Origin of the sequence: Streptomyces tibetensis (assembly GCF_007655005.1) — a bacterium.
Classification (GTDB): domain Bacteria; phylum Actinomycetota; class Actinomycetes; order Streptomycetales; family Streptomycetaceae; genus Streptomyces; species Streptomyces tibetensis.
The window spans coordinates 366,053-384,227 of the sequence record NZ_SZVW01000005.1; the positions used below are offsets into that span (position 1 = coordinate 366,053).

Consider the following 18,175-nt stretch of genomic DNA (forward strand, 5'->3'; position numbering starts at 1 on the left):
AACGCGACGACAATCCAGCCAGCATCCGCACACCGATCACCCAGGCATCAAGGAGTACGCGCCATGTCCGAATCGCAGAAGGTGGCCGACCGGTCCGACGCCGCGCCACCAGCGGCGAACAGCGTCGACCGGTTCTTCAAGATCTCCGAGCGGGGCTCCACCTTCGGCCGGGAGATCCGCGGCGGCTTCGCCACCTTCTTCACGATGGCCTACATCCTTGTCCTGAATCCCATCATCCTGGGCAGCGCGAAGGACAAGTTCGGGCACCAGCTGGACGCCGTCCAACTCACCACCGCCACCGCCCTGGTGGCCGCGGTGATGACGATCATCATGGGTGTCGGCGGCAACCTGCCCCTCGCGCTCGCCGCCGGACTCGGTCTGAACGCCGTGGTCGCCTTCCAGATCGCCCCGCTGATGAGCTGGGACGACGCGATGGGCCTGATCGTCCTCGAAGGCCTGCTGATCTGCGTGCTGGTGGTGACCGGACTGCGCGAGGCCGTCATGCACGCGATACCCCAGCCGCTCAAGCAGGCCATCAGCGTCGGCATCGGCCTGTTCATCGCCTTCATCGGCTTCGTCGACGCCGGTTTCGTCAGCCGCATCCCGGACGCCGCGAACACCACCGTCCCCGTTCAGCTGGGCGGCACCGGCACCCTCGCCGGCTGGCCGATGCTGGTCTTCTGCCTCGGCGTGCTGCTGACGATCGGACTGCTCGCCCGCAAGGTCAAGGGCGCCATCCTGATCAGCATCGTCACCATGACCGCGCTGGCGATCGTGATCAACTCCCTCGCCGACATCAAGTCCTGGGGCCTGACCACCCCCGCCTGGCCGGGCAACCTCGTCGACGCGCCCGACTTCGGGCTCATCGGCCACTTCGACCTGTTCGGTGCCTTCAGCGCCCCCGGCGTCGGCGTCATCACCGTCGTCCTGCTGATCTTCACGCTGATCCTGTCCGACTTCTTCGACACCATGGGCACGGTCGTCGGCATCAGTGCCGAGGCCGGCCTGCTCGACGAGGAGGGCAAGGTCCCGAACCTCGGCCGGGTGCTGCTCATCGACGGTGCCGCCGCGGTCGCGGGCGGCGCGGCCTCCGCCTCCTCGGCGACCTCCTACATCGAGTCCGCGGCCGGTGTCGGCGAGGGCTCGCGCACCGGCTTCTCCAACCTCGTCACCGGCGGCCTGTTCGCTCTCGCGCTGTTTTTGACCCCGCTGCTCACCATCGTCCCGCTCCAGGCGGCCGCCCCGGCCCTGGTCGCCGTCGGCTTCCTGATGATGACCCAGGTCAAGCACATCGACTGGGACCGCTACGACATCGCCATCCCGGCGTTCCTCACCATCGCGGTGATGCCGTTCACCTACTCCATCACCAACGGCATCGGCGCCGGCTTCCTCGCCTACGTCGTCATCAAGACCGTGCTCGGCAAGGCCAAGGAGGTGCACTGGCTGCTGTGGGGGACCTCGGCGCTGTTCCTCGTGTACTTCGCCATCGACCCGATCGAGCAGCTCCTGGGAGCGAAGTGACACCGGGCCCGCGATGACATGAGGACGGGCCGCCCCCGGGGGGAAGGGGGCGGCCCGTCTCGTCTGTACAGACGGCTCATCGGCGGCGGAGGTTCACTGGCGAAGGCTCAGTCCTTCAGCGCCGCTTGCATCATCGCCTTGGCGACCGGCGCCGCGAGCCCGTTGCCGCTGACCTCCGAGCGGGCCGCGTTCGACTGCTCCACGACGACCGCCACGGCGACCTCCTTGCCCGAGGAGTCGGACTTGCCGTACGAGGTGAACCAGGCGTACGGCACCTGGCTGTTGTTCTCGCCGTGCTGGGCCGTACCCGTCTTGCCGCCGACGGTCGCGCCCGGGACCTTGGCGTTCGTGCCCGTGCCCTGGTTCACGACCGTCTCCATCGCCGACTGCAACTGCTCGGCGGTCGAGGAACTGACGATCTCCTTCGTGCCGGCGTCGTCGTCGTAGTCCTGCAGCACATCACCACCGCTGTCGGTGATCTGCGAGACCATGTGCGGCGACACCAGCTTGCCGCCGTTGGCAATCGCCGCCGACACCATGGCCATCTGGAGAGGGGTGGCCGTGACGTCGAACTGGCCGATGCCCGTCAGGGCCGTCTGCGACGGGTACATGTCCGACGGGTACACGCTCGTGTAGGCCCGGACCGGCACGTCCAGCTTGTCGTCGTTGAAGCCGAACTTGTCGGCCATCGCCTTCACCTTGTCCTGGCCGAGCTTCACGGCCATCTTGGCGAAGACGTTGTTGCAGGAGTACTCCAACGCCGTGCGGATGGTCGCGTTCGTGCAGGGCGCGTTCGGGTTCTCGTTGGTCAGGTCCCGGCTGGTGCCCGGCAGCGTGTACGGGTCCGGGCTGTCCGTCCGCTCGTCCACCGACGAGTACAGCCCGTCCTCCAGCGCGGCCGCCGCCACCACCAGCTTGAACGTCGAGCCGGGCGGCAGCGGCTGCCGCAGCGCACGGTTGACCAGCGGCTTCTCCGGGTCCGTGGTGAGCTTCTTCCAGGCCGCCCCCGCGGTGTTGGCGTCGGTCAGCGAGGAAGGGTCGTACGACGGCGTCGACACGACCGCGAGGACCTTCCCGGTCTTCGGGTCGATGGCGACGGCACCGCCCTTCTTGTCGCCGAGCGCGTCGTAGGCGGCCTTCTGCACGACCGGGTCGATGGTCGTGACCACGTTTCCCGGTTCGGCTCGCTGGTTGGTGAGTGTGTCCATCACGGACTTGAGCCGGCTGTCCGTGCCGTTGAGCAGGTCGGTGTAGATGCCCTCCAGCTGAGTCGGGGCGTACGCCTGCGACGCGTAACCCGTCACCGCCGCGTACAGCGGGCCGTCCGTGTACGTCCGCTTGTACTTCAGGTCGCCCGTCTTCGTCGGCGTCGAGCCGGTGACCGACCGGCCGCCCACGATGATGTTCCCGAGCGGCGCCGAGTACGTCTCGATCGCGTTCCGCCGGTTGTCCTTGTCGTCTGCCAGCGCCTGGCCCTCGTAGAACTGCACCCAGGTCGCCCTGACCAGCAGAGCCAACACCAGGAGCAGCGAGAAGACCGAAGCGCGCCTGATCGTCTTGTTCATTCCGAACAGGAGGACGAGCCACGCGGGGCGGATCGTTCCCGTCCGTCCTGGTTTCTCATCCGACGGGCCGGTTTTCTCATCCGCCGTTCAGAATCCCGGCCTCGTACGCGGCGATCACCGCCTGCGTGCGGTCGCGGGTGCCGGTCTTCGCCAGGACCGCCGCGACGTGGGACTTCACCGTGGCCGGGCCGACCTCCATCAGGCGGGCGATCTCCGCGTTGGTCAGGCCCCGCGCCATGTGCCGCAGCACCTCCCCCTCGCGTCCGGTGAGCTTCGCCACCCAGGCGGGTGGCGCCGGGAGCGCGCGGGCGTGCTCGGTCGCCAGGGCGCGCACGGCCGCCGGGAACAGCAGGCTGTCGCTGCGCGCCACCAGCCGGACCGCCTGCACCAGCGCGTCGGCGTCCGCCCGTTTCAGCAGGAACCCGGCGGCTCCGGCGCGCAGCGCGTCGTACACGTAGGAGTCGTTCTCGAAGGTCGTCACGACGACGATCCGGGGCGGCTCGTCCAGCGTGGCGAGGATCCGCTCGGTGGCGCGGATCCCGTCGGTCTGCGGCATCCGGACGTCCATGAGGACGACGTCCGGCCGCAGTTCCCGTACGACCGACACCGCCTCCGCGCCGGTGGCGGCCTCGCCCACCACGTCCAGGTCCGGCTCGGCGGAGAGGATGGCGCGCAGCGCGGTGCGCACCATGCGCTCGTCGTCGGCGAGGACGACACGGATCGGGGCCGGGCGGGTCATGCGGGTCCTCTCATCGGCATGGGTGTCATCGGCAGTCGGGCGTGCAGCCGCCAGGTCTGTGCCGGGGTCGGTCCCGCCGTCGCGGTCCCGCCGAGCAGCCTGGCCCGGTCGGCGATGCCCCGCAGTCCGTGGCCGCCGCCGGTGCGGGAGGGCGCGGGGCCGGTCACCGGATTCTCCACGGTGATCTCCAGGTCCCCGCCCGCGACCGCGATCCGCACCTCCACGGCGGCCCGCTCACCGGCGTGCTTGAGGGCGTTGCTCAGGCCCTCCTGCACGATCCGGTAGGCCTCCCGGGACAGCAGCGGGGGCAGCGCCTTTGGGTCGGTGTCCACGGCGGCGCTCACCCGCTGTCCGCCCGCCCGGGTACGCCGCAACAGCCCGTCGAGGTCGGCGGCGAGGGTGGGCGCGGCGGCCGTGCCGGGGGCGTCGCCCTCGCGCAACACGCCCAGCGCGGCGTCGAGTTCACCGACCGTGCGCCGGGTCGTGTCCTCGATCGCGGCGAGGGCCTCCCGGACGAACTCCGGGTCGGAGTCCAGGACCCGGCGGGCGGCGCTCGCCTGAAGGGTGACCGCGCTCAGGGCGTGGCCGACGGAGTCGTGCAGCTCCCGCGCCAGCCGGTTGCGCACGGCGAGGTCGGCCGCCCGTGCCTCGGCGGCGGCGAGCCGCTCCCGGTGCGTGGGACCGAGCAGCAGGGGCGCCCAGCGGGCCAGCAGCGCCCCGCAGCCGGCCGCGCAGCCGGCGAGGGCGACGAGCGATGCCGCGCCCGCGACCGGGGCGAGCGCCAGGACCCAGGCGTCGTCGAGGACTTCGGGCAGCCCGAGCCGGTCGCCGCGCACCGCCGCCAGGACCGGCAGCGCGATCAGCGTGACGGCGAACGGCGGCAGCGCCAGCGACATCCCCGCGATGATCCCGCCGAACCCGAGATGCAGCGTGAACCATGCAGCCGTACGGCCCTTCTCGCCCCGCGTGCCCGCGGGCCCGAGGGCGAGCCGGTCCGCGTCCACACCGCACAGCCAGCGCACGGCGGCCGACTCCAGGGGCCGGGTGAGCGGGAACAGCGAGGTGACGGCCGCGAGTGGCAGACCCAGGCCGAACGAGGCGAGTTGGAGGGGTAAGGAGCCGAAGACGTCCTCGGCACCGGTGGCCGGACCGACGACCACCGAGCCGACCAGGACATAGGGCACGGCCAGCGCACCGCCGAGGATCAGATGGATCCAGCGCAGCCGCGCCCGCCGGCCGAACAGCAGCCGGGCGACACCGCTCACGCCGAACGCCGCGCGGCCCCGGCCGAGCGCTCCGCGACGTGGCGGACGCCGATGGCGGCGACGAGCAGACCGACGCGCATCCGGCCGACGCAGGCGAGGCGCCGCGACGGCAGGGGCGGGTCGGCGAGGTCCGCCGCGCCGACGGCGGAGGCAGCGGCAGCCACCCGCTGCATCAAAGGAGTGGGAGGAGCGATCGACCGGGTCATGCGAGCAGGCTCCCGCGTGGAAGGCCGCGAGCGCATCCTGCCCGGCGACGATCCGCCTCCACCGGGCGGGGGAGGGCGCCGGAGCGTCTCAGCCCTCCAGGATGAGCACCGTCTCGTCGATCTCGGCACCCCGGGCCGGGGCGTACCCGCGGGCCGCCGCCGTCACCCGGAACCCGCACTTCTCCAGCACGCGCAGCGACCCCGCGTTGTCCGACGCCGCACGCGCGTACAGCGGGCGCTCGGGCACCTCGGCGAGCAGCGCCCGCAGCGCCTGCGTGGCGATGCCCTTGCCCCAGTAGGCGCGGTCGACCCAGTACGTCACCTCGCGCTCGCCCGGCACCCCGTACACCCCCGCGCTGCCGACCACGTCCCCGTCGGCCAGGACCGTACGGACGACGACGTCGGGCGAGGAGCGCATCCGGGACCAGCGGGTGTCGAAGGCGACCCGGTCGGCCGGATCCTCCGGAGTGAAGGCCGCCATGCTCAGGGACTCGGGGTCGTTCATCTGCCGGAAGAAGACCGGCAGATCACTGTCGTGGACCTGGCGCAGCTCGACGTTCATGTCTCAGAGCCTACGGGTGGCCAGTGTCAGCCGGTCCCGCGCGTCGAAGAGCGCGTCCTTCACCAGCTGCTCGTGCGCCGGGGTCAGCCGCGCCACCGGCACCGAGCAGCTGATCGCGTCCCGCGCCGGGGTGCGGTACGGGATCGCCACGCCGAAGCAGCGCAGGCCCAGCGTGTTCTCCTCGCGGTCCACCGCGAAGCCCTGGTCCCGCACTTGGCGCAGCTCCTCGATGAGCTTCTCCCGGTCGGTGATCGTGTGCTCGGTCAGCGCGGGCAGCGTCTCCGGGAGCATCTTGCGCACCTGTTCGTCCGAGTACGTGCTCAGCAGCGCCTTGCCCAGGGACGTGGAGTGCGCGGGCAGCCGGCGGCCGACCCGGGTGAAGGGGCGCAGGTAGTGCTGGGACTGGCGGGTGGCCAGATAGACGACGTTGGTGCCGTCGAGGCGGGCGAGGTGGATCGTCTCGGTCGTGTCGTCCGAGAGCCGGTCCAGGGTCGGGCGGGCCGCCGCGACGACCTCGTCACCGTCGATGTACGACGTGCCGACCAGCAGGGCCCGCACACCGATGCCGTACCGCGTGCCCGTCGCGTCGGTCTCCACCCAGCCCAGCTCGACCAGGGTGCGCAGCAGCATGTAGAGGCTGGACTTGGGATACCCGACGGCCTCCTGGACCGCCGCGAGGGAGTGCATGCCGGGGCGTCCGGCGAAGTATTCGAGCAGTTCAACCGTTCGTACCGCGGACTTGACCTGCGCCCCGCCGCCCGTCTCGCCAGCCGACATCGCCCTTGACCCCTTCGTTGGCCGGGAAATAGTCTCCACAGCATATTCATCATCAGAGACAGCGTTCAGTATATCGAACGTCCCTGGTGGATGACCCAGTACTGCGGCATTACATGTGTGGAGGGACCCGCGGTGGCAACAGCACCAGTCTGGAGTGTCGACCCCCGAACCGGGAAGCAGCGTGAACAGGTTGCGGTGGAGGCCACAGCCCAGGAGGTGGACGCCGCCGTCCGCGCCGCGCACGAGGCCCGGGGCGCCCTGGCCGACCGCACGGTCCGGGCGGCCTTCCTGCGCACCGCCGCCGACGAGCTCCAGGCGGCCAAGGACTCCCTCGTCGAGACCGCAGACGCCGAGACCGCGCTCGGCCCGGTCCGGCTGACCGGCGAGCTCGCCCGCACCTGCTACCAGCTGCGTGCCTTCGCCGACATCGTCGACGAGGGCGCCTTCCTCGACGTCGTCATCAACCACCCCGACGACACCGCGACCCCGCCGATCCCGGATTTGCGCCGCTACAAAGTGGCGCTGGGCGTCGTCGCCGTCTACTCGGCCTCGAACTTCCCCTTCGCCTTCTCGGTCGCGGGCGGCGACACCGCGAGCGCCCTCGCGGCCGGCTGCCCGGTCGTCGTCAAGTCCCACCCGGACCACCCGGCCCTGTCCGAGTACGTCGCCAAGGTGCTGCGTCGCGCCGCCGCCCGGCACGACATCCCCGAGGGCGTCGTGGGCCTGGTCCACGGCTTCGAGGCGGGCATCGAGCTGATCAAGCACCCGCTGGTCGCGGCGGCCGGCTTCACCGGCTCCGTGCGCGGCGGCCGTGCGCTCTTCGACGCGGCGGCGGCCCGCCCGGTCCCGATCCCCTTCCACGGCGAGCTGGGCTCCCTGAACCCGGTCGTCGTCACCGAGGCCGCGGCCGCCGAGCGGGCCGAGGCGATCGGCGCCGGTCTCGCCGGTTCCATGACGCTGGGCGTCGGCCAGTTCTGTGTGAAGCCGGGCCTCGTCCTCGCGCCGGCCGGAGCCGCGGGCGACGCCCTGCTGAAGTCCCTGACGGACGCCGTCAGCGACACCGACGCCGGTGTCCTGCTCGACCACCGCATGCGCGACAACTTCGTGGCCGGCGTCGCCGAGCGGGCCGGGCTGCCCGACGTCGACTCCCCGGTCACCCCGGGCGCGGGCGGCGAGCACACCGTCAGCGCGGGCTTCCTCACGGTGCCGGCGAGCAGGCTGGCCGCGGAGGGCGAGCACGACCTGCTCCTGGAGGAGTGCTTCGGGCCGGTCACCGTGGTGGCCCGCTACGAGGACGATGCCGAGGTGAAGGCGGTGCTCTCGCGCCTGCCGGGGAACCTCACGGCGACGGTGCAGCTGTCGGAGGAGGAGGCGGCGGGCCAGGGTCGCGGCGCCGAGATCCTCGCGGAGCTGACGCCGCTGGCGGGGCGTGTGTTGGTCAACGGCTGGCCGACGGGTGTCGCCGTCGCGGCGGCCCAGCACCACGGTGGGCCGTACCCGGCCACGACGTCGACGTCCACGTCGGTGGGCGGGACGGCGATCGAGCGGTGGATGCGGCCTGTTGCCTATCAGAACGCCCCCGAGGCGTTGCTGCCGCAGGAGCTGCGGGACGACAACCCCTTGGGGCTGCCTCGCAGGTTCAACGGGCGTTTGGAGCGTTAGCGCCGTAGGGGTGCGGTGAGCCGCGGGCTGCGGGTCGTTCGTGATTGATCGCGCAGTTCCCCGCGCCCCTTGCGGTCGGAGCTGGAAGAGTGGGCCGAATGGATCTGGAATTTCCCGAACTCCCTTTCGGCCTGCGCACCTACGGGCCCGACGGTCATTGGTCCTACGAGGACGGTGTGCTCACCGGGTGGGCCGGGGGGCGGCAGGATCGGTTCGTGCCGCCCACCGGGGAAGGGCTGGACCCCGCTTCCGACGCGCCCCGGCTGCTCGGGGCGCCCGAAGGGGACTTCCAGCTGATCGCCAAGGTCACCGTCGGGTTCGGCGCGGCCTTCGACGCCGGGGTGCTCTACGTCCACGTGGGGGAGCGGGCCTGGGCCAAGCTCTGCCTGGAGTACTCCCCGGACGAGCCCACCGTCTGCACGGTGGTCACCCGGGGGCACTCCGACGACGCCAACTCCTTCACCGTGGACGGCAGTTCCGTCTGGCTCCGGGTGAGCCGGACCGGTCGTGCCTTCGCCTTCCACGCCTCCCGTGACGGTGAACGCTGGACCTTCGTCCGGCTCTTCACCCTCGGCGACGAGAAGGAGACCGGCGCGGCCCTGGTCGGCTTCATGGCCCAGTCCCCGATGGGAGAGGGCTGCGTGGTGACGTACGACCACATCGAGTTCAGGCCGAGCTGGCCGGACGACCTGCGCGACGGCAGCTGAGGGTCGGCCGGGAACCGCGTCCCGGCCCGGCCTCGTCCTCCGTTCCATGATCAGCAACCGAGTGGTTCCGGGCCGTGTGATCCGTACCGCCCTGCCCGCCGAGGTGGCGGACGTCGTCGCGCTGCACGCGCGGGCCCGGGCGACGTACTACCCCGGCGGGGTGCCGCAGGACGGCACCGACTGGACCGAGGCCTGGCGCGGCGCCCTCACGCGGCCGGACGGGCGGGTGCTGTGCCTCGTCGAGGCGGGGCGCATCGTCGGCCTGGCCTCTTTCCGCACCCCCGAGGACGTCCCGGCGGACACGGTGAAGCTGTTCCAGTTCCACGTCGATCCCGACCACTGGCGCGCAGGCGTCGGCACCGCCCTGCACGCGGCCTGTGTGGAGGAGTGGCGGGCCGACGGCAGGCGGACGGCCCTCCTGGAGGTGCACGTCGACAACCGGCGGGCGCAGGAGTTCTACCGGCGGCAGGGATGGATCCCGGAACCGGGCGAGCCGGGGGCCCACCATCTGCGGATGCGGCTCGTCCTGCCCGGGGAATGAAGCCCGCTGCTTGAACGTTCATCCACTCGGCGGAGGGAGTCTCTCCGTACCCGTACGACCTGGAGAGAGCCGAGACATGCGCGTCGAGATCTGGAGCGACATCGCCTGCCCCTGGTGCTATGTGGGCAAGGCCCGCTTCGAGAAGGCGCTGCGGGACTTCCCGCACCGCGACGACGTCGAGGTGGTGCACCGCTCCTTCGAGCTGGACCCGGGCCGCGCCAAGGGCGACATCCAGCCCGTGATCACGATGCTCACCAAGAAGTACGGGATGAGTGCCGCGCAGGCCGAGGCCGGCGAGGACAACCTCGGGGCCCAGGCAGCTGCCGAAGGCCTCGACTACCGCACCCGCGGCCGCGACCACGGCAGCACCTTCGACATGCACCGTCTCCTGCACCTCGCCAAGGAGCAGGGCCGTCAGGAGCAGCTGCTCGACCTGCTCTACCGGGCCAACTTCGCCGAGGAGCGCTCCGTCTTCGACGACGACGAGCGGCTGGTGGAGCTCGCCGCGGCCGCCGGGCTGGACGCCGAGGCCGTGCGCGCGGTGCTCGCCGACCCGGACGCCTACGCCGACGAGGTCCGCGCCGACGAGCGCGAGGCCGCGCAGCTCGGCGCGAACGGCGTGCCCTTCTTCGTCTTGGACCGGAAGTACGGCGTCTCCGGCGCCCAGCCGGCCGAGGTCTTCACCCAGGCCCTGACCCAGGCGTACGGCGAGCGCTCACCCCTGAAGATCGTCGACGGCGGCGAGGACGCGGAGGCCTGCGGCCCGGACGGCTGTGCCGTGCCCCAGCACTGAAACGCCCAGGTCGGAGCGCACTCATAAGCGCTCCTTAGCGGCATCACGCAGAAATCGGCAATGGACGGGGAGATCCCTGGGACGCAGAGTGGTCCCATGGAGACCTTCGAGAACCTCGTCCGTGCCGAGTTCACCCCGAAGCACACCTACCTCAACACCGCGAGCAACGGGCTCCTGCCCGCCCGTACCGTCAGCGCCGTGCAGCAGGCGGTGCGGATGCGTGCCGAGGGCACGCCCCTGGGTCCCCTGTACGAGGACGTGGAGGTCGCCCGCGCGTCATTCGCCCGGCTGGCCGGCGTTCCCGTCGAGCGGGTCGCGACCGGTGCCTCGGTCGCCGAGTACGGCGGGCTGATCGCCGCCTCGCTGCCCGCCGGCGCCGAAGTCCTCACCGCGGAGGCCGACTTCTCGTCCCTGGTGAACCCGTTCCACGCGCGCGGCGACCTCAAGGTGCGCGCGGTGCCCCTGGAGCGGGTCGCCGAATCCGTCCGTCCCGGCACCGCGCTCGTCGCGGTCAGCGCCGCACAGTCCGCAGACGGCCGTCTCGCCGACCTGCCCGCGGTGCGCGAGGCGGCCCGGGCACACGGCGCCCGCACCTACGTCGACGCCTCCCAGTCGGCCGGCTGGCTGCCGATGGAGGCCGACGCCGACGACTTCCTCGCCGCCGTCGGATTCAAATGGCTCATGGGCCCGCACGGGGCCGCGTTCTTCGTCGCCCCGCGGGACTTCGGCGGGCTCACACCGCTGCTCGCCGGCTGGGTCGCCGGGGAACGCCCCTGGGACAGCTGCTACGGCCCCGTCGAGGAACTCGCCCACTCCGCACGGCGGTTCGACGTCAGCCCCGCCCTCTTCACCTACGCGGGACTGCGCGCGTCCCTGGAACTGCTGGAGGAGATCGGCGTCGATGTCGTGCACGCCCACGACGTCGGCCTCGCGGACCGCTTCCGTGCCGGGCTCGCGGAGCTGGGCCACGAGCCGGTCGCCGCGCCCGGCTCGGCGATCGTGTCGGTGCCGGGGCTCGGCCACCGGCAGGGCGAACTGAGCCGGGCGGGCATCGAGGTCTCCGACCGGGCCGGGAACCTGCGGGCCGCGTTCCACCTCTACAACACGCCCGCGGACGTCGACCGGCTCCTCCAGGTGCTCTCGGCATGACAGAACCGGGTGGGGCCTCCCGTCCCACACGAGGAGGCCCCACCCGGCAGCTCTGTCACACGGCCGTCTCACCGCAGACGGCGGTCACTTCGACCGGTCACCGCAGAGTGCGGTCACCGCACCGGCGTGAAGTCGCGCGCTCCGATGAACTCCGGCCGCCGTACCGGCGCCGCGAACGGTTCCACCGCCGTGTTCTCCACGCTGTTGAACACGATGAACACGTTGCTGCGCGGGAACGGCGTGATGTTGTCGCCGGAACCGTGCATGGCGTTGCAGTCGAACCAGGTCGCAGAACCGGCCTTGCCCGTGAACAGCTTGATGCCGTGCTCGGTGGCGAACCGGGTCAGCGCCTCGTCCGACGGCGTGCCCGCGTCCTGCATCTGCAGCGACTTCTTGTAGTTGTCCTTCGGCGTCTCACCCGCGCACCCGAGGAACGTCTTGTGCGACCCCGGCATGATCATGAGCCCGCCGTTGGTGTCGTAGTTCTCGGTCAGCGCGATCGAGACCGACACCGTGCGCATCCGCGGCAGACCGTCCTCGGCATGCCACGTCTCGAAGTCCGAGTGCCAGTAGAAGCCACTGGCGCCGAACCCCGGCTTGACGTTGATCCGCGACTGGTGGACGTACACGTCCGAGCCGAGGATCTGCCGCGCCCGACCGACGACCCGCTCGTCGCGGACCAGCCGGGCGAACACCTCGCTGATCTTGTGCACCTCGAAGACCGTGCGGATCTCCTTGGACTGCGGCTCGACGATCGACCGCTCGTCGGCCCGCATGTCCGGGTCGTTCACCAGCCGGTTCAGCTCGTTCCGGTAGACCGCGACCTCGTCCTCGGTGATGAGCTCGTCGATGGCCAGGAAGCCGTCACGCTCGAAGGACAGCAGATCGGCCGGGGCGACCGGGCCCGGGGCGTCGGGTGCGCCCCAGACGACCGGGTCCTGGCGCGGGGTGAGCGCCTCGACGGCACCGCGACTGGGATAGAGGTCCGGGATACCGGTGGTGGTGGTGTCGGTGGTGGCGGTCATGGAAACGTCACACCTCCTCGGTGAGCAGCGGGTAGACGCCGTTCTCGTCGTGGTCCTCCCGTCCGGTCACGGGCGGGTTGAACACGCAGAGGCAGCGGAAGTCCTGCTTGACCCGCAGCGTGTGCCTCTCGTGCCCGTCCAGGAGGTACATCGTGCCGGGCGTGATCGTGTGCGTCAGCCCGGTCTCGTGGTCGGTCAGCTCGGCCTCGCCCTCCGTGCAGACGACGGCCTCGATGTGGTTCGCGTACCACATCGACGTCTCCGTACCCGCGTAGAGGACCGTCTCGTGCAGGGAGAAGCCGACCTTCTCCTTGGCGAGGACGATGCGCTTGCTCTCCCACGTACCGGACGCCGCCTTCACGTGCCGGTCGGTACCTTCGATCTCCTTGAACGAACGGACAATCACGGTGCTGCGATGCCTCCTAGGTGAGTGGTGCTCTTGGTTCGGTGTCAGGCGGTCTCGCGGACGGCACGGGCCAGCGTGCTCAGGCCCTCGTCCAGTTCCTCGGGTGTGATGGTGAGCGCGGGGAGCATCTTGACGACCTCGCTCTCGGGGCCGGACGTCTCGATGAGGAGTCCGAGCTCGAAGGCGCGCTTGGCGACCTTGCCGGCGCGCTCCTTGTCGTGGAACTCCAGGCCCCACACCAGGCCGCGGCCCCGGTACTCCTTCACGTCGGCCAGGTTCTCCTCGGTGATGGAGATCAGCGCCTGCTCGACCTGCTCGCCGCGCTTGCGGGTCTGCTTCTCCATCGCGGAACCGTCGGCCCAGTAGGTCTCCAGGGTCGCGGTGGCCGTGACGAACGCGGGGTTGTTGCCGCGGAAGGTGCCGTTGTGCTCGCCGGGCTCCCAGACGTCGAGCTCGGGCTTGAACAGGCACAGCGACATGGGCAGGCCGTAGCCGCTGATCGACTTGGAGACGGTGACGATGTCCGGCACGATGCCCGCCTCCTCGAAGGAGAAGAAGGCGCCGGTACGGCCGCAGCCCATCTGGATGTCGTCGACGATCAGCAGCATGTCCTGCCGCTCGCACAGCTCGGACAGGGCGCGCAGCCACTCGGGCCGGGCCACGTTGATGCCGCCCTCGCCCTGCACGGTCTCGACGATCACGGCGGCGGGCTTGTTGAGGCCCGAGCCCTGGTCCTCCAGCAGTCGCTCGAACCACAGGAAGTCCTCGACCGTGCCGTCGAAGTAGTTGTCGAACGGCATGGGGGTGCCGTGGACCAGCGGGATGCCGGCGCCGGCGCGCTTGAAGGCGTTGCCGGTCACGGCCAGCGAGCCCAGCGACATGCCGTGGAAGGCGTTGGTGAACGACACGATCGACTCGCGCCCCTTCACCTTCCGCGCCAGCTTCAGCGCGGCCTCCACGGCGTTGGTGCCGGTCGGGCCGGGGAACATGACCTTGTACGGCAGGTCGCGAGGGCGCAGCAGCAGGTTCTGGAAGGCCTCCAGGAACGTGCGCTTGGCCGTGGTCGACATGTCGAGCCCGTGCGTGACGCCGTCCCGCTCCAGGTAGTCGATCAGCGCGCGTTTCAGGACCGGGTTGTTGTGCCCGTAGTTCAGTGACCCGGCTCCGGCGAAGAAGTCGAGGTACTCATGGCCGTCCTCGTCGTACATGCGGCTGCCCACCGCACGGTCGAAGACGGTGGGCCAGCCGCGGCAGTAGCTGCGCACCTCGGACTCGACGGTCTCGAAGACGCTCAGGTCGGGCTGGGTGATGGTCACGACGGATCGCTCCTCGGTACGTGGGGAAAGTCTGCGGGAGTGGGGTGGGGCGGGAAGTCTCAGTGGGGCAGCGGGCCGATGCGGTACAGGACCTCGGGGTCGTGCGGCCCGTCGGGGAACACGGCCGTGTCGAACAGCACCTCGCGCTCCAGCCGCGCGCCGTGACGCTCGGCGAACGACGTGAACAGGCGCTCCGAGGCGGTGTTGCCCGGGGTGATGGTGGTCTCCACCGTCGTCACCCCGAGGTCGGCCACGGTCCGCGCGACCAGGCCGTCGAGCAGCGCGGCGGCCAGTCCGCGCCCGCGGTGGGCCTCGTCCACCGCCACCTGCCACACCAGCAGGGTGCGCGGGCTGTCCGGCCGCACGTACCCGGTGATGAAACCCATCGGCTCGCCCTGCTCGTCGCGGGCGACGGCCGAGGTGGCGGCGAAGTCCCGGCACCACAGCAGATAGCTGTAGGACGAGTTCAGGTCGAGAACCTTCGAGTCCTTCGCCATCCGCCAGAGTGCGGCTCCGTCAGCCACGGTGGGGCGGTCGATTTGCGGATCTGCTTGTACGGCAGTCATGCAAATTGAATTTACCCAGCGAAATTCAAAATTGCATCGTCGATCGGGGTTACATATCGACCTCGTCTGTGTTATCACGCGGGCGCGAGGGATCACACACAAGGGCGGCGAGATGCCCGATATTGTCCGGGTAATACCGGGCAAAGCAGTCACAGTGTGTAACGCGTCACAGCCGTGTAAGCCTGGCGAGGTCTGCCAGAATTTCCCCTCCGGGTGTCCTCAAAATCTGCGCGTTTAGGACCGGGAAAAGCGGGCAGAAGGATACGGGAAGCTTTTCTTGAGGAAATTCTTAATTGTGTGCCAGCTTACATGTGGGATGTTACGGAAAGCACGTGGAATTCAGGCCCCGGTCACTCCGTCGATGCGTTCCCGCAGGAGATCGGCGTGACCGTTGTGCCGTGCGTACTCCTCGATCATGTGGATGAGCACCCAGCGCAGGCTGACCTCCATCCCGGGCACCGGCCCCTCGGCCACCCGCCCGATGTGGTCCAGCGGCAGCACGGAGCACAGCTCCCGGCCCCGCGCGATCTCGCCCCGCCAGATCCCGAGCGCCTCGTCCAGTCCACGCGCCGGATCCAGCGTGTAACCGGTCGCGTCCTCGAACAGCGGCGGTACGGCGAGCCCGCCGGCCACCCGCTGGAACCAGTTCCGCTCGACCTCGGCGAGGTGCTGCACCAGCCCGAGCAGGCTCAGCGACGACGGCTCGGCCGCGGCGATCCGCACCTGCGCGTCGTCCAGCCCCGCGCACTTCAGCTCCAGCGTGGCCCGGTGGAAGTCCAGCCAGCTCTCGAGCATGGCCCGCTCATCACCCGTGAGGCGAGGGACGGGGCGGCCGTCGGGGAGGGCGGGAGGGGTCTCGGCAGGTGTGTCGGTGGTCATACGGGGAGCATGGCACGGGGCACCGACAGCGGTGCCCCGGTGCGTCCCCGCCGACGACTACCGCCACGCCTCCTCGGCGGCCCGCAGCGCGCCCTCCACGTCCACCGGCAGACCCTGCTCGGACAACGCGGCACCCAGGGCCGCCAGGCTCGCCCGCACCCCACCCGGCGTCGCGTCCGCGCCGTAGTGGTTGACCCGGATCATCTCCTTGGACAGCGCACCCCCGCCGGCGGCGAGCGGCACCGCGGGATCCGCCTCCAGCGCCCGCCGGACCAGCTCCGACGCCACCACCTGGGACGGCGCCCGCAGCGTCGTGGCGACGGGCGCCGCGTCCCGAGCCTCGTACACGTACGGCTCCAGTCCGCCACCGAGCGCGACCGCCCCGGCCCGGGTGGCCGCCGCGGCGGACGCGTGCCGGGCCATCACGGTGTCGAGACCGGCCGCCTCGATCCGCTCCACACAGGCCTCCAGCGCCAGCATCTCCAGCTGTGCCGGCGCGTGCAGCAGCGCCTTGCGGCCGCCGTCGATCCACCGCTCCTTCCAGTCGAGCAGCGACAGGTACGACCGGCGCGGCGCCTTCGGGTTGGCGGCCATCCGCGTCCAGGCCCGCTCGCTCACCGACACCGCCGACACCCCGGCCGGGCCGCCCATCGCCTTCTGCGCCCCGATCACGCACAGGTCCACACCCCACGCGTCCGGCAGCACCGGCTCGGCCCCGATGGACGCCACGGCGTCCAGGTAGAACAGCGCCCCGTGCGCCCGTACGACCTCGCCGATCTCCGCGACCGGGTTGGTGTTGCCGGTCGCCGCCTCGGCGTGCACCAGGGACACGAAGTCGATCTCCGGGTGCTCGGTGAGGGCCTGCCGGATCCGCTCGGCCGTGACCGCCGTGTGGAAGGGCACCGCCAGGTCGATCACCGTGGCCCCGCAGTCCCGGAGCCAGTCGCCGAAGGTCTGGCCGTACGGGCCCGTGATGACGTTCAGCGCCGTCGTGCCCGGACCGGCCGTGGCACGGATCGCGCCCTCCAGCGGCAGCAGCGCCTCGCCCTGCATGATCACGACGTCCTGGCCGGTGCTCAGCAGCCGCGCCACACGGTCCTCGATCGCGGCGAAGCGGTCCGCGCCGAGCGGGGCCAGGTCCAGAAACGGATGCGTCACGGCAAAGCTCTCTTCTCACAGCAGGTTCGGCCGCATCGAGGGTAACCGGCGCCCCACGGCCGCCTGCGCGGCGAGTCCCGCGGACACCGGCCCCCGTCGATGCGGCGCTGTCGGCTGATTAAGGTGCGGTGCATGAGCGATCAGGTGGTGCTGCACGTGAAGGGGCGGGTGCTCGTCGGTCCGGAGGACGTCCGGGACGAGCTGTGGGTGGTCGACGGCCGCGTCTCCTACGACCGTCCCGCCGGCGCCCGCGACGTCCGCACGGTCGTCGGCTGGGCCCTGCCCGGCCTCGTCGACGCGCACTGCCACGTCGGGCTCGACCGGCACGGCCCGGTCCCCGAGGACGTCGCCGAGAAGCAGGCCCTGACGGACCGGGACGCCGGCACCCTGCTCATCCGCGACGCCGGCTCGCCCTCCGACACCCGCTGGATCGACGACCGCGAGGACCTGCCGAAGATCATCCGCGCGGGGCGGCACATCGCCCGCACCCGCCGCTACATCCGCAACTACGCCTGGGAGATCGAGCCGGAGGACCTGGTCGCCTACGTCGCCCAGGAGGCCCGCCGCGGCGACGGCTGGGTCAAGCTGGTCGGCGACTGGATCGACCGCGACCTCGGCGACCTGTCGGCCTGCTGGCCCCGCGAAGCCGTCGAGGCGGCCATCGCCGAGGCCCACCGCCTGGGCGCGCGCGTGACCGCGCACTGCTTCTCGGAGGACTCCCTCCAGGACCTCGTCGAGGCGGGCATCGACTGCATCGAACACGCGACGGGCCTGACCGAGGACCTCATCCCGCTGTTCGCCGAACGCGGCGTCGCCATCGTCCCGACCCTGGTCAACATCGCCACCTTCCCGCAGCTCGCCGACGGCGGCGAGAGCAAGTTCCCCCGCTGGTCGGCCCATATGCGCCGGCTCCACGAGAACCGTTACGACACCGTGCGGAACGCCTACGACGCCGGCGTCCCCGTCTACGTCGGCACCGATGCCGGCGGCGGCCTCGCCCACGGCCTGGCCGCGGCCGAGGTGGGTGAACTCGTCACCGCCGGCATCCCGCCCGTCCAGGCCCTCGCCGCCGGCACCTGGACCGCCCGCACCTGGCTCGGCCGCCCCGGCCTGGACGAGGGCGCCCCGGCCGACCTCGTCGTCTACGACGAGGACCCGCGGGCCGACGTACGGGTGCTCACAGCGCCGCGCCGGGTGGTGCTGAACGGGCGCGTGGTCGGGTAGGGCCGGGGCCCCGGGCCCGGGCGCCGATCGCGGTGTCGGCCCCGAGAGTGGCGGCGGGGAACGCCTGTGGCGTGGCAGCCGATCGGTTCCACGGTCTCGCCACATCGGGGGAGC

General features: G+C 71.1%; 19 protein-coding genes. 7 read left to right on the plus strand and 12 right to left on the minus strand.

The genetic code is table 11. The features are described from left to right. Positions 1-63: 63 nt before the first annotated feature. Positions 64-1,521, plus strand: coding sequence for an NCS2 family permease (locus FDO69_RS11020; RefSeq protein WP_104779581.1), 1,458 nt, complete (start codon positions 64-66; stop codon positions 1,519-1,521). A 107-nt stretch (positions 1,522-1,628) separates the two neighbouring features. Here FDO69_RS11020 and FDO69_RS11025 read toward each other — a convergent pair whose 3' ends face one another. The 6 genes from FDO69_RS11025 to FDO69_RS11050 form a co-directional block, all read right to left on the minus strand. After that, positions 1,629-3,086: a peptidoglycan D,D-transpeptidase FtsI family protein gene (locus FDO69_RS11025; RefSeq protein ID WP_104779582.1), complete on the minus strand. Its 1,458-nt coding sequence runs from the start codon at positions 3,084-3,086 to the stop codon at positions 1,629-1,631. A 76-nt stretch (positions 3,087-3,162) separates the two neighbouring features. Continuing rightward, complete coding sequence (locus tag FDO69_RS11030) at positions 3,163-3,825, minus strand: response regulator transcription factor (RefSeq protein WP_104779583.1); 663 nt, start codon at positions 3,823-3,825, stop codon at positions 3,163-3,165. Further along, positions 3,822-5,090 (minus strand): sensor histidine kinase, encoded by a 1,269-nt coding sequence (locus FDO69_RS11035; protein WP_104779584.1) that lies wholly within the window; start codon positions 5,088-5,090, stop codon positions 3,822-3,824. Before FDO69_RS11035 ends, FDO69_RS11030 begins: the two co-directional genes overlap by 4 nt. Further along, positions 5,087-5,296, minus strand: a complete 210-nt coding sequence (locus FDO69_RS11040; protein WP_138430081.1) for a hypothetical protein — start codon at positions 5,294-5,296, stop codon at positions 5,087-5,089. The genes FDO69_RS11035 and FDO69_RS11040 overlap by 4 nt, the downstream gene beginning before the upstream one ends. A gap of 88 nt (positions 5,297-5,384) precedes the next feature. After that, positions 5,385-5,858, minus strand: coding sequence for a GNAT family N-acetyltransferase (locus FDO69_RS11045; protein WP_104779585.1), 474 nt, complete (start codon positions 5,856-5,858; stop codon positions 5,385-5,387). 3 nt (positions 5,859-5,861) lie between these two features. Continuing rightward, positions 5,862-6,635, minus strand: a complete 774-nt coding sequence (locus FDO69_RS11050) for an IclR family transcriptional regulator (protein ID WP_030852502.1) — start codon at positions 6,633-6,635, stop codon at positions 5,862-5,864. Positions 6,636-6,767: 132 nt separating this feature from the next. Here FDO69_RS11050 and FDO69_RS11055 point away from each other — a divergent pair, with 132 nt between their 5' ends. The 5 genes from FDO69_RS11055 (at position 6,768) to FDO69_RS11075 (ending at position 11,487) form a co-directional block, all read left to right on the plus strand. Next, on the plus strand, positions 6,768-8,297 hold the full coding sequence (locus FDO69_RS11055; protein WP_104779586.1) for an aldehyde dehydrogenase (NADP(+)): 1,530 nt from the start codon (positions 6,768-6,770) through the stop codon (positions 8,295-8,297). Positions 8,298-8,395: 98 nt separating this feature from the next. Next, on the plus strand, positions 8,396-9,004 hold the full coding sequence (locus tag FDO69_RS11060) for a DUF1349 domain-containing protein (protein WP_104779587.1): 609 nt from the start codon (positions 8,396-8,398) through the stop codon (positions 9,002-9,004). Positions 9,005-9,050: 46 nt separating this feature from the next. Beyond that, positions 9,051-9,545: a GNAT family N-acetyltransferase gene (locus FDO69_RS11065; RefSeq protein WP_170320864.1), complete on the plus strand. Its 495-nt coding sequence runs from the start codon at positions 9,051-9,053 to the stop codon at positions 9,543-9,545. Positions 9,546-9,621: 76 nt separating this feature from the next. Continuing rightward, positions 9,622-10,338, plus strand: a complete 717-nt coding sequence (locus FDO69_RS11070) for a DsbA family oxidoreductase (RefSeq protein WP_104779588.1) — start codon at positions 9,622-9,624, stop codon at positions 10,336-10,338. Between the two features lie 96 nt (positions 10,339-10,434). Beyond that, positions 10,435-11,487, plus strand: a complete 1,053-nt coding sequence (locus FDO69_RS11075) for an aminotransferase class V-fold PLP-dependent enzyme (RefSeq protein WP_104779589.1) — start codon at positions 10,435-10,437, stop codon at positions 11,485-11,487. 113 nt (positions 11,488-11,600) lie between these two features. Here FDO69_RS11075 and thpD read toward each other — a convergent pair whose 3' ends face one another. The 6 genes from thpD to FDO69_RS11105 all read right to left on the minus strand — a co-directional run bounded on the left by thpD (position 11,601) and on the right by FDO69_RS11105 (position 16,837). Then, positions 11,601-12,512 (minus strand): ectoine hydroxylase, encoded by a 912-nt coding sequence (gene thpD / locus FDO69_RS11080; protein WP_104779590.1) that lies wholly within the window; start codon positions 12,510-12,512, stop codon positions 11,601-11,603. 7 nt (positions 12,513-12,519) lie between these two features. Beyond that, on the minus strand, positions 12,520-12,918 hold the full coding sequence (locus tag FDO69_RS11085) for an ectoine synthase (protein ID WP_003989364.1): 399 nt from the start codon (positions 12,916-12,918) through the stop codon (positions 12,520-12,522). 44 nt (positions 12,919-12,962) lie between these two features. After that, positions 12,963-14,234 (minus strand): diaminobutyrate--2-oxoglutarate transaminase, encoded by a 1,272-nt coding sequence (gene ectB / locus FDO69_RS11090; protein WP_104779591.1) that lies wholly within the window; start codon positions 14,232-14,234, stop codon positions 12,963-12,965. Positions 14,235-14,293: 59 nt separating this feature from the next. Further along, positions 14,294-14,800, minus strand: coding sequence for a diaminobutyrate acetyltransferase (gene ectA / locus FDO69_RS11095; RefSeq protein ID WP_104779592.1), 507 nt, complete (start codon positions 14,798-14,800; stop codon positions 14,294-14,296). A gap of 339 nt (positions 14,801-15,139) precedes the next feature. After that, entirely contained in the window at positions 15,140-15,679 is a 540-nt protein-coding gene (locus FDO69_RS11100) for a DinB family protein (protein WP_104779593.1), read from the minus strand. 57 nt (positions 15,680-15,736) lie between these two features. Then, positions 15,737-16,837 carry a pyridoxal-phosphate-dependent aminotransferase family protein gene (locus FDO69_RS11105; RefSeq protein WP_104779594.1) on the minus strand — a complete coding sequence of 367 codons (1,101 nt, stop codon included), beginning with the start codon at positions 16,835-16,837 and terminating at the stop codon, positions 15,737-15,739. Between the two features lie 132 nt (positions 16,838-16,969). On the opposite strand from FDO69_RS11105, the gene FDO69_RS11110 reads away from it, so the two are divergent. Next, on the plus strand, positions 16,970-18,061 hold the full coding sequence (locus tag FDO69_RS11110) for an amidohydrolase family protein (RefSeq protein ID WP_104779595.1): 1,092 nt from the start codon (positions 16,970-16,972) through the stop codon (positions 18,059-18,061). The last annotated feature ends 114 nt before the right edge of the window (positions 18,062-18,175 follow it).

Excerpts from the sequence above, each read along its gene's own strand:
- FDO69_RS11075 (WP_104779589.1), top strand. The coding sequence starts at position 10,435 with ATGGAGACCTTCGAGAACCTCGTCCGTGCCGAGTTCACCCCGAAGCAC.
- FDO69_RS11025 (WP_104779582.1), bottom strand. The coding sequence starts at position 3,086 with ATGAACAAGACGATCAGGCGCGCTTCGGTCTTCTCGCTGCTCCTGGTG.
- FDO69_RS11065 (WP_170320864.1), top strand. The coding sequence starts at position 9,051 with ATGATCAGCAACCGAGTGGTTCCGGGCCGTGTGATCCGTACCGCCCTG.
- FDO69_RS11110 (WP_104779595.1), top strand. The coding sequence starts at position 16,970 with ATGAGCGATCAGGTGGTGCTGCACGTGAAGGGGCGGGTGCTCGTCGGT.
- FDO69_RS11045 (WP_104779585.1), bottom strand. The coding sequence starts at position 5,858 with ATGAACGTCGAGCTGCGCCAGGTCCACGACAGTGATCTGCCGGTCTTC.
- FDO69_RS11100 (WP_104779593.1), bottom strand. The coding sequence starts at position 15,679 with ATGACCACCGACACACCTGCCGAGACCCCTCCCGCCCTCCCCGACGGC.
- FDO69_RS11070 (WP_104779588.1), top strand. The coding sequence starts at position 9,622 with ATGCGCGTCGAGATCTGGAGCGACATCGCCTGCCCCTGGTGCTATGTG.
- thpD (WP_104779590.1), bottom strand. The coding sequence starts at position 12,512 with ATGACCGCCACCACCGACACCACCACCACCGGTATCCCGGACCTCTAT.
- FDO69_RS11060 (WP_104779587.1), top strand. The coding sequence starts at position 8,396 with ATGGATCTGGAATTTCCCGAACTCCCTTTCGGCCTGCGCACCTACGGG.
- FDO69_RS11040 (WP_138430081.1), bottom strand. The coding sequence starts at position 5,296 with ATGACCCGGTCGATCGCTCCTCCCACTCCTTTGATGCAGCGGGTGGCT.
- FDO69_RS11020 (WP_104779581.1), top strand. The coding sequence starts at position 64 with ATGTCCGAATCGCAGAAGGTGGCCGACCGGTCCGACGCCGCGCCACCA.
- ectA (WP_104779592.1), bottom strand. The coding sequence starts at position 14,800 with ATGACTGCCGTACAAGCAGATCCGCAAATCGACCGCCCCACCGTGGCT.
- FDO69_RS11050 (WP_030852502.1), bottom strand. The coding sequence starts at position 6,635 with ATGTCGGCTGGCGAGACGGGCGGCGGGGCGCAGGTCAAGTCCGCGGTA.
- FDO69_RS11030 (WP_104779583.1), bottom strand. The coding sequence starts at position 3,825 with ATGACCCGCCCGGCCCCGATCCGTGTCGTCCTCGCCGACGACGAGCGC.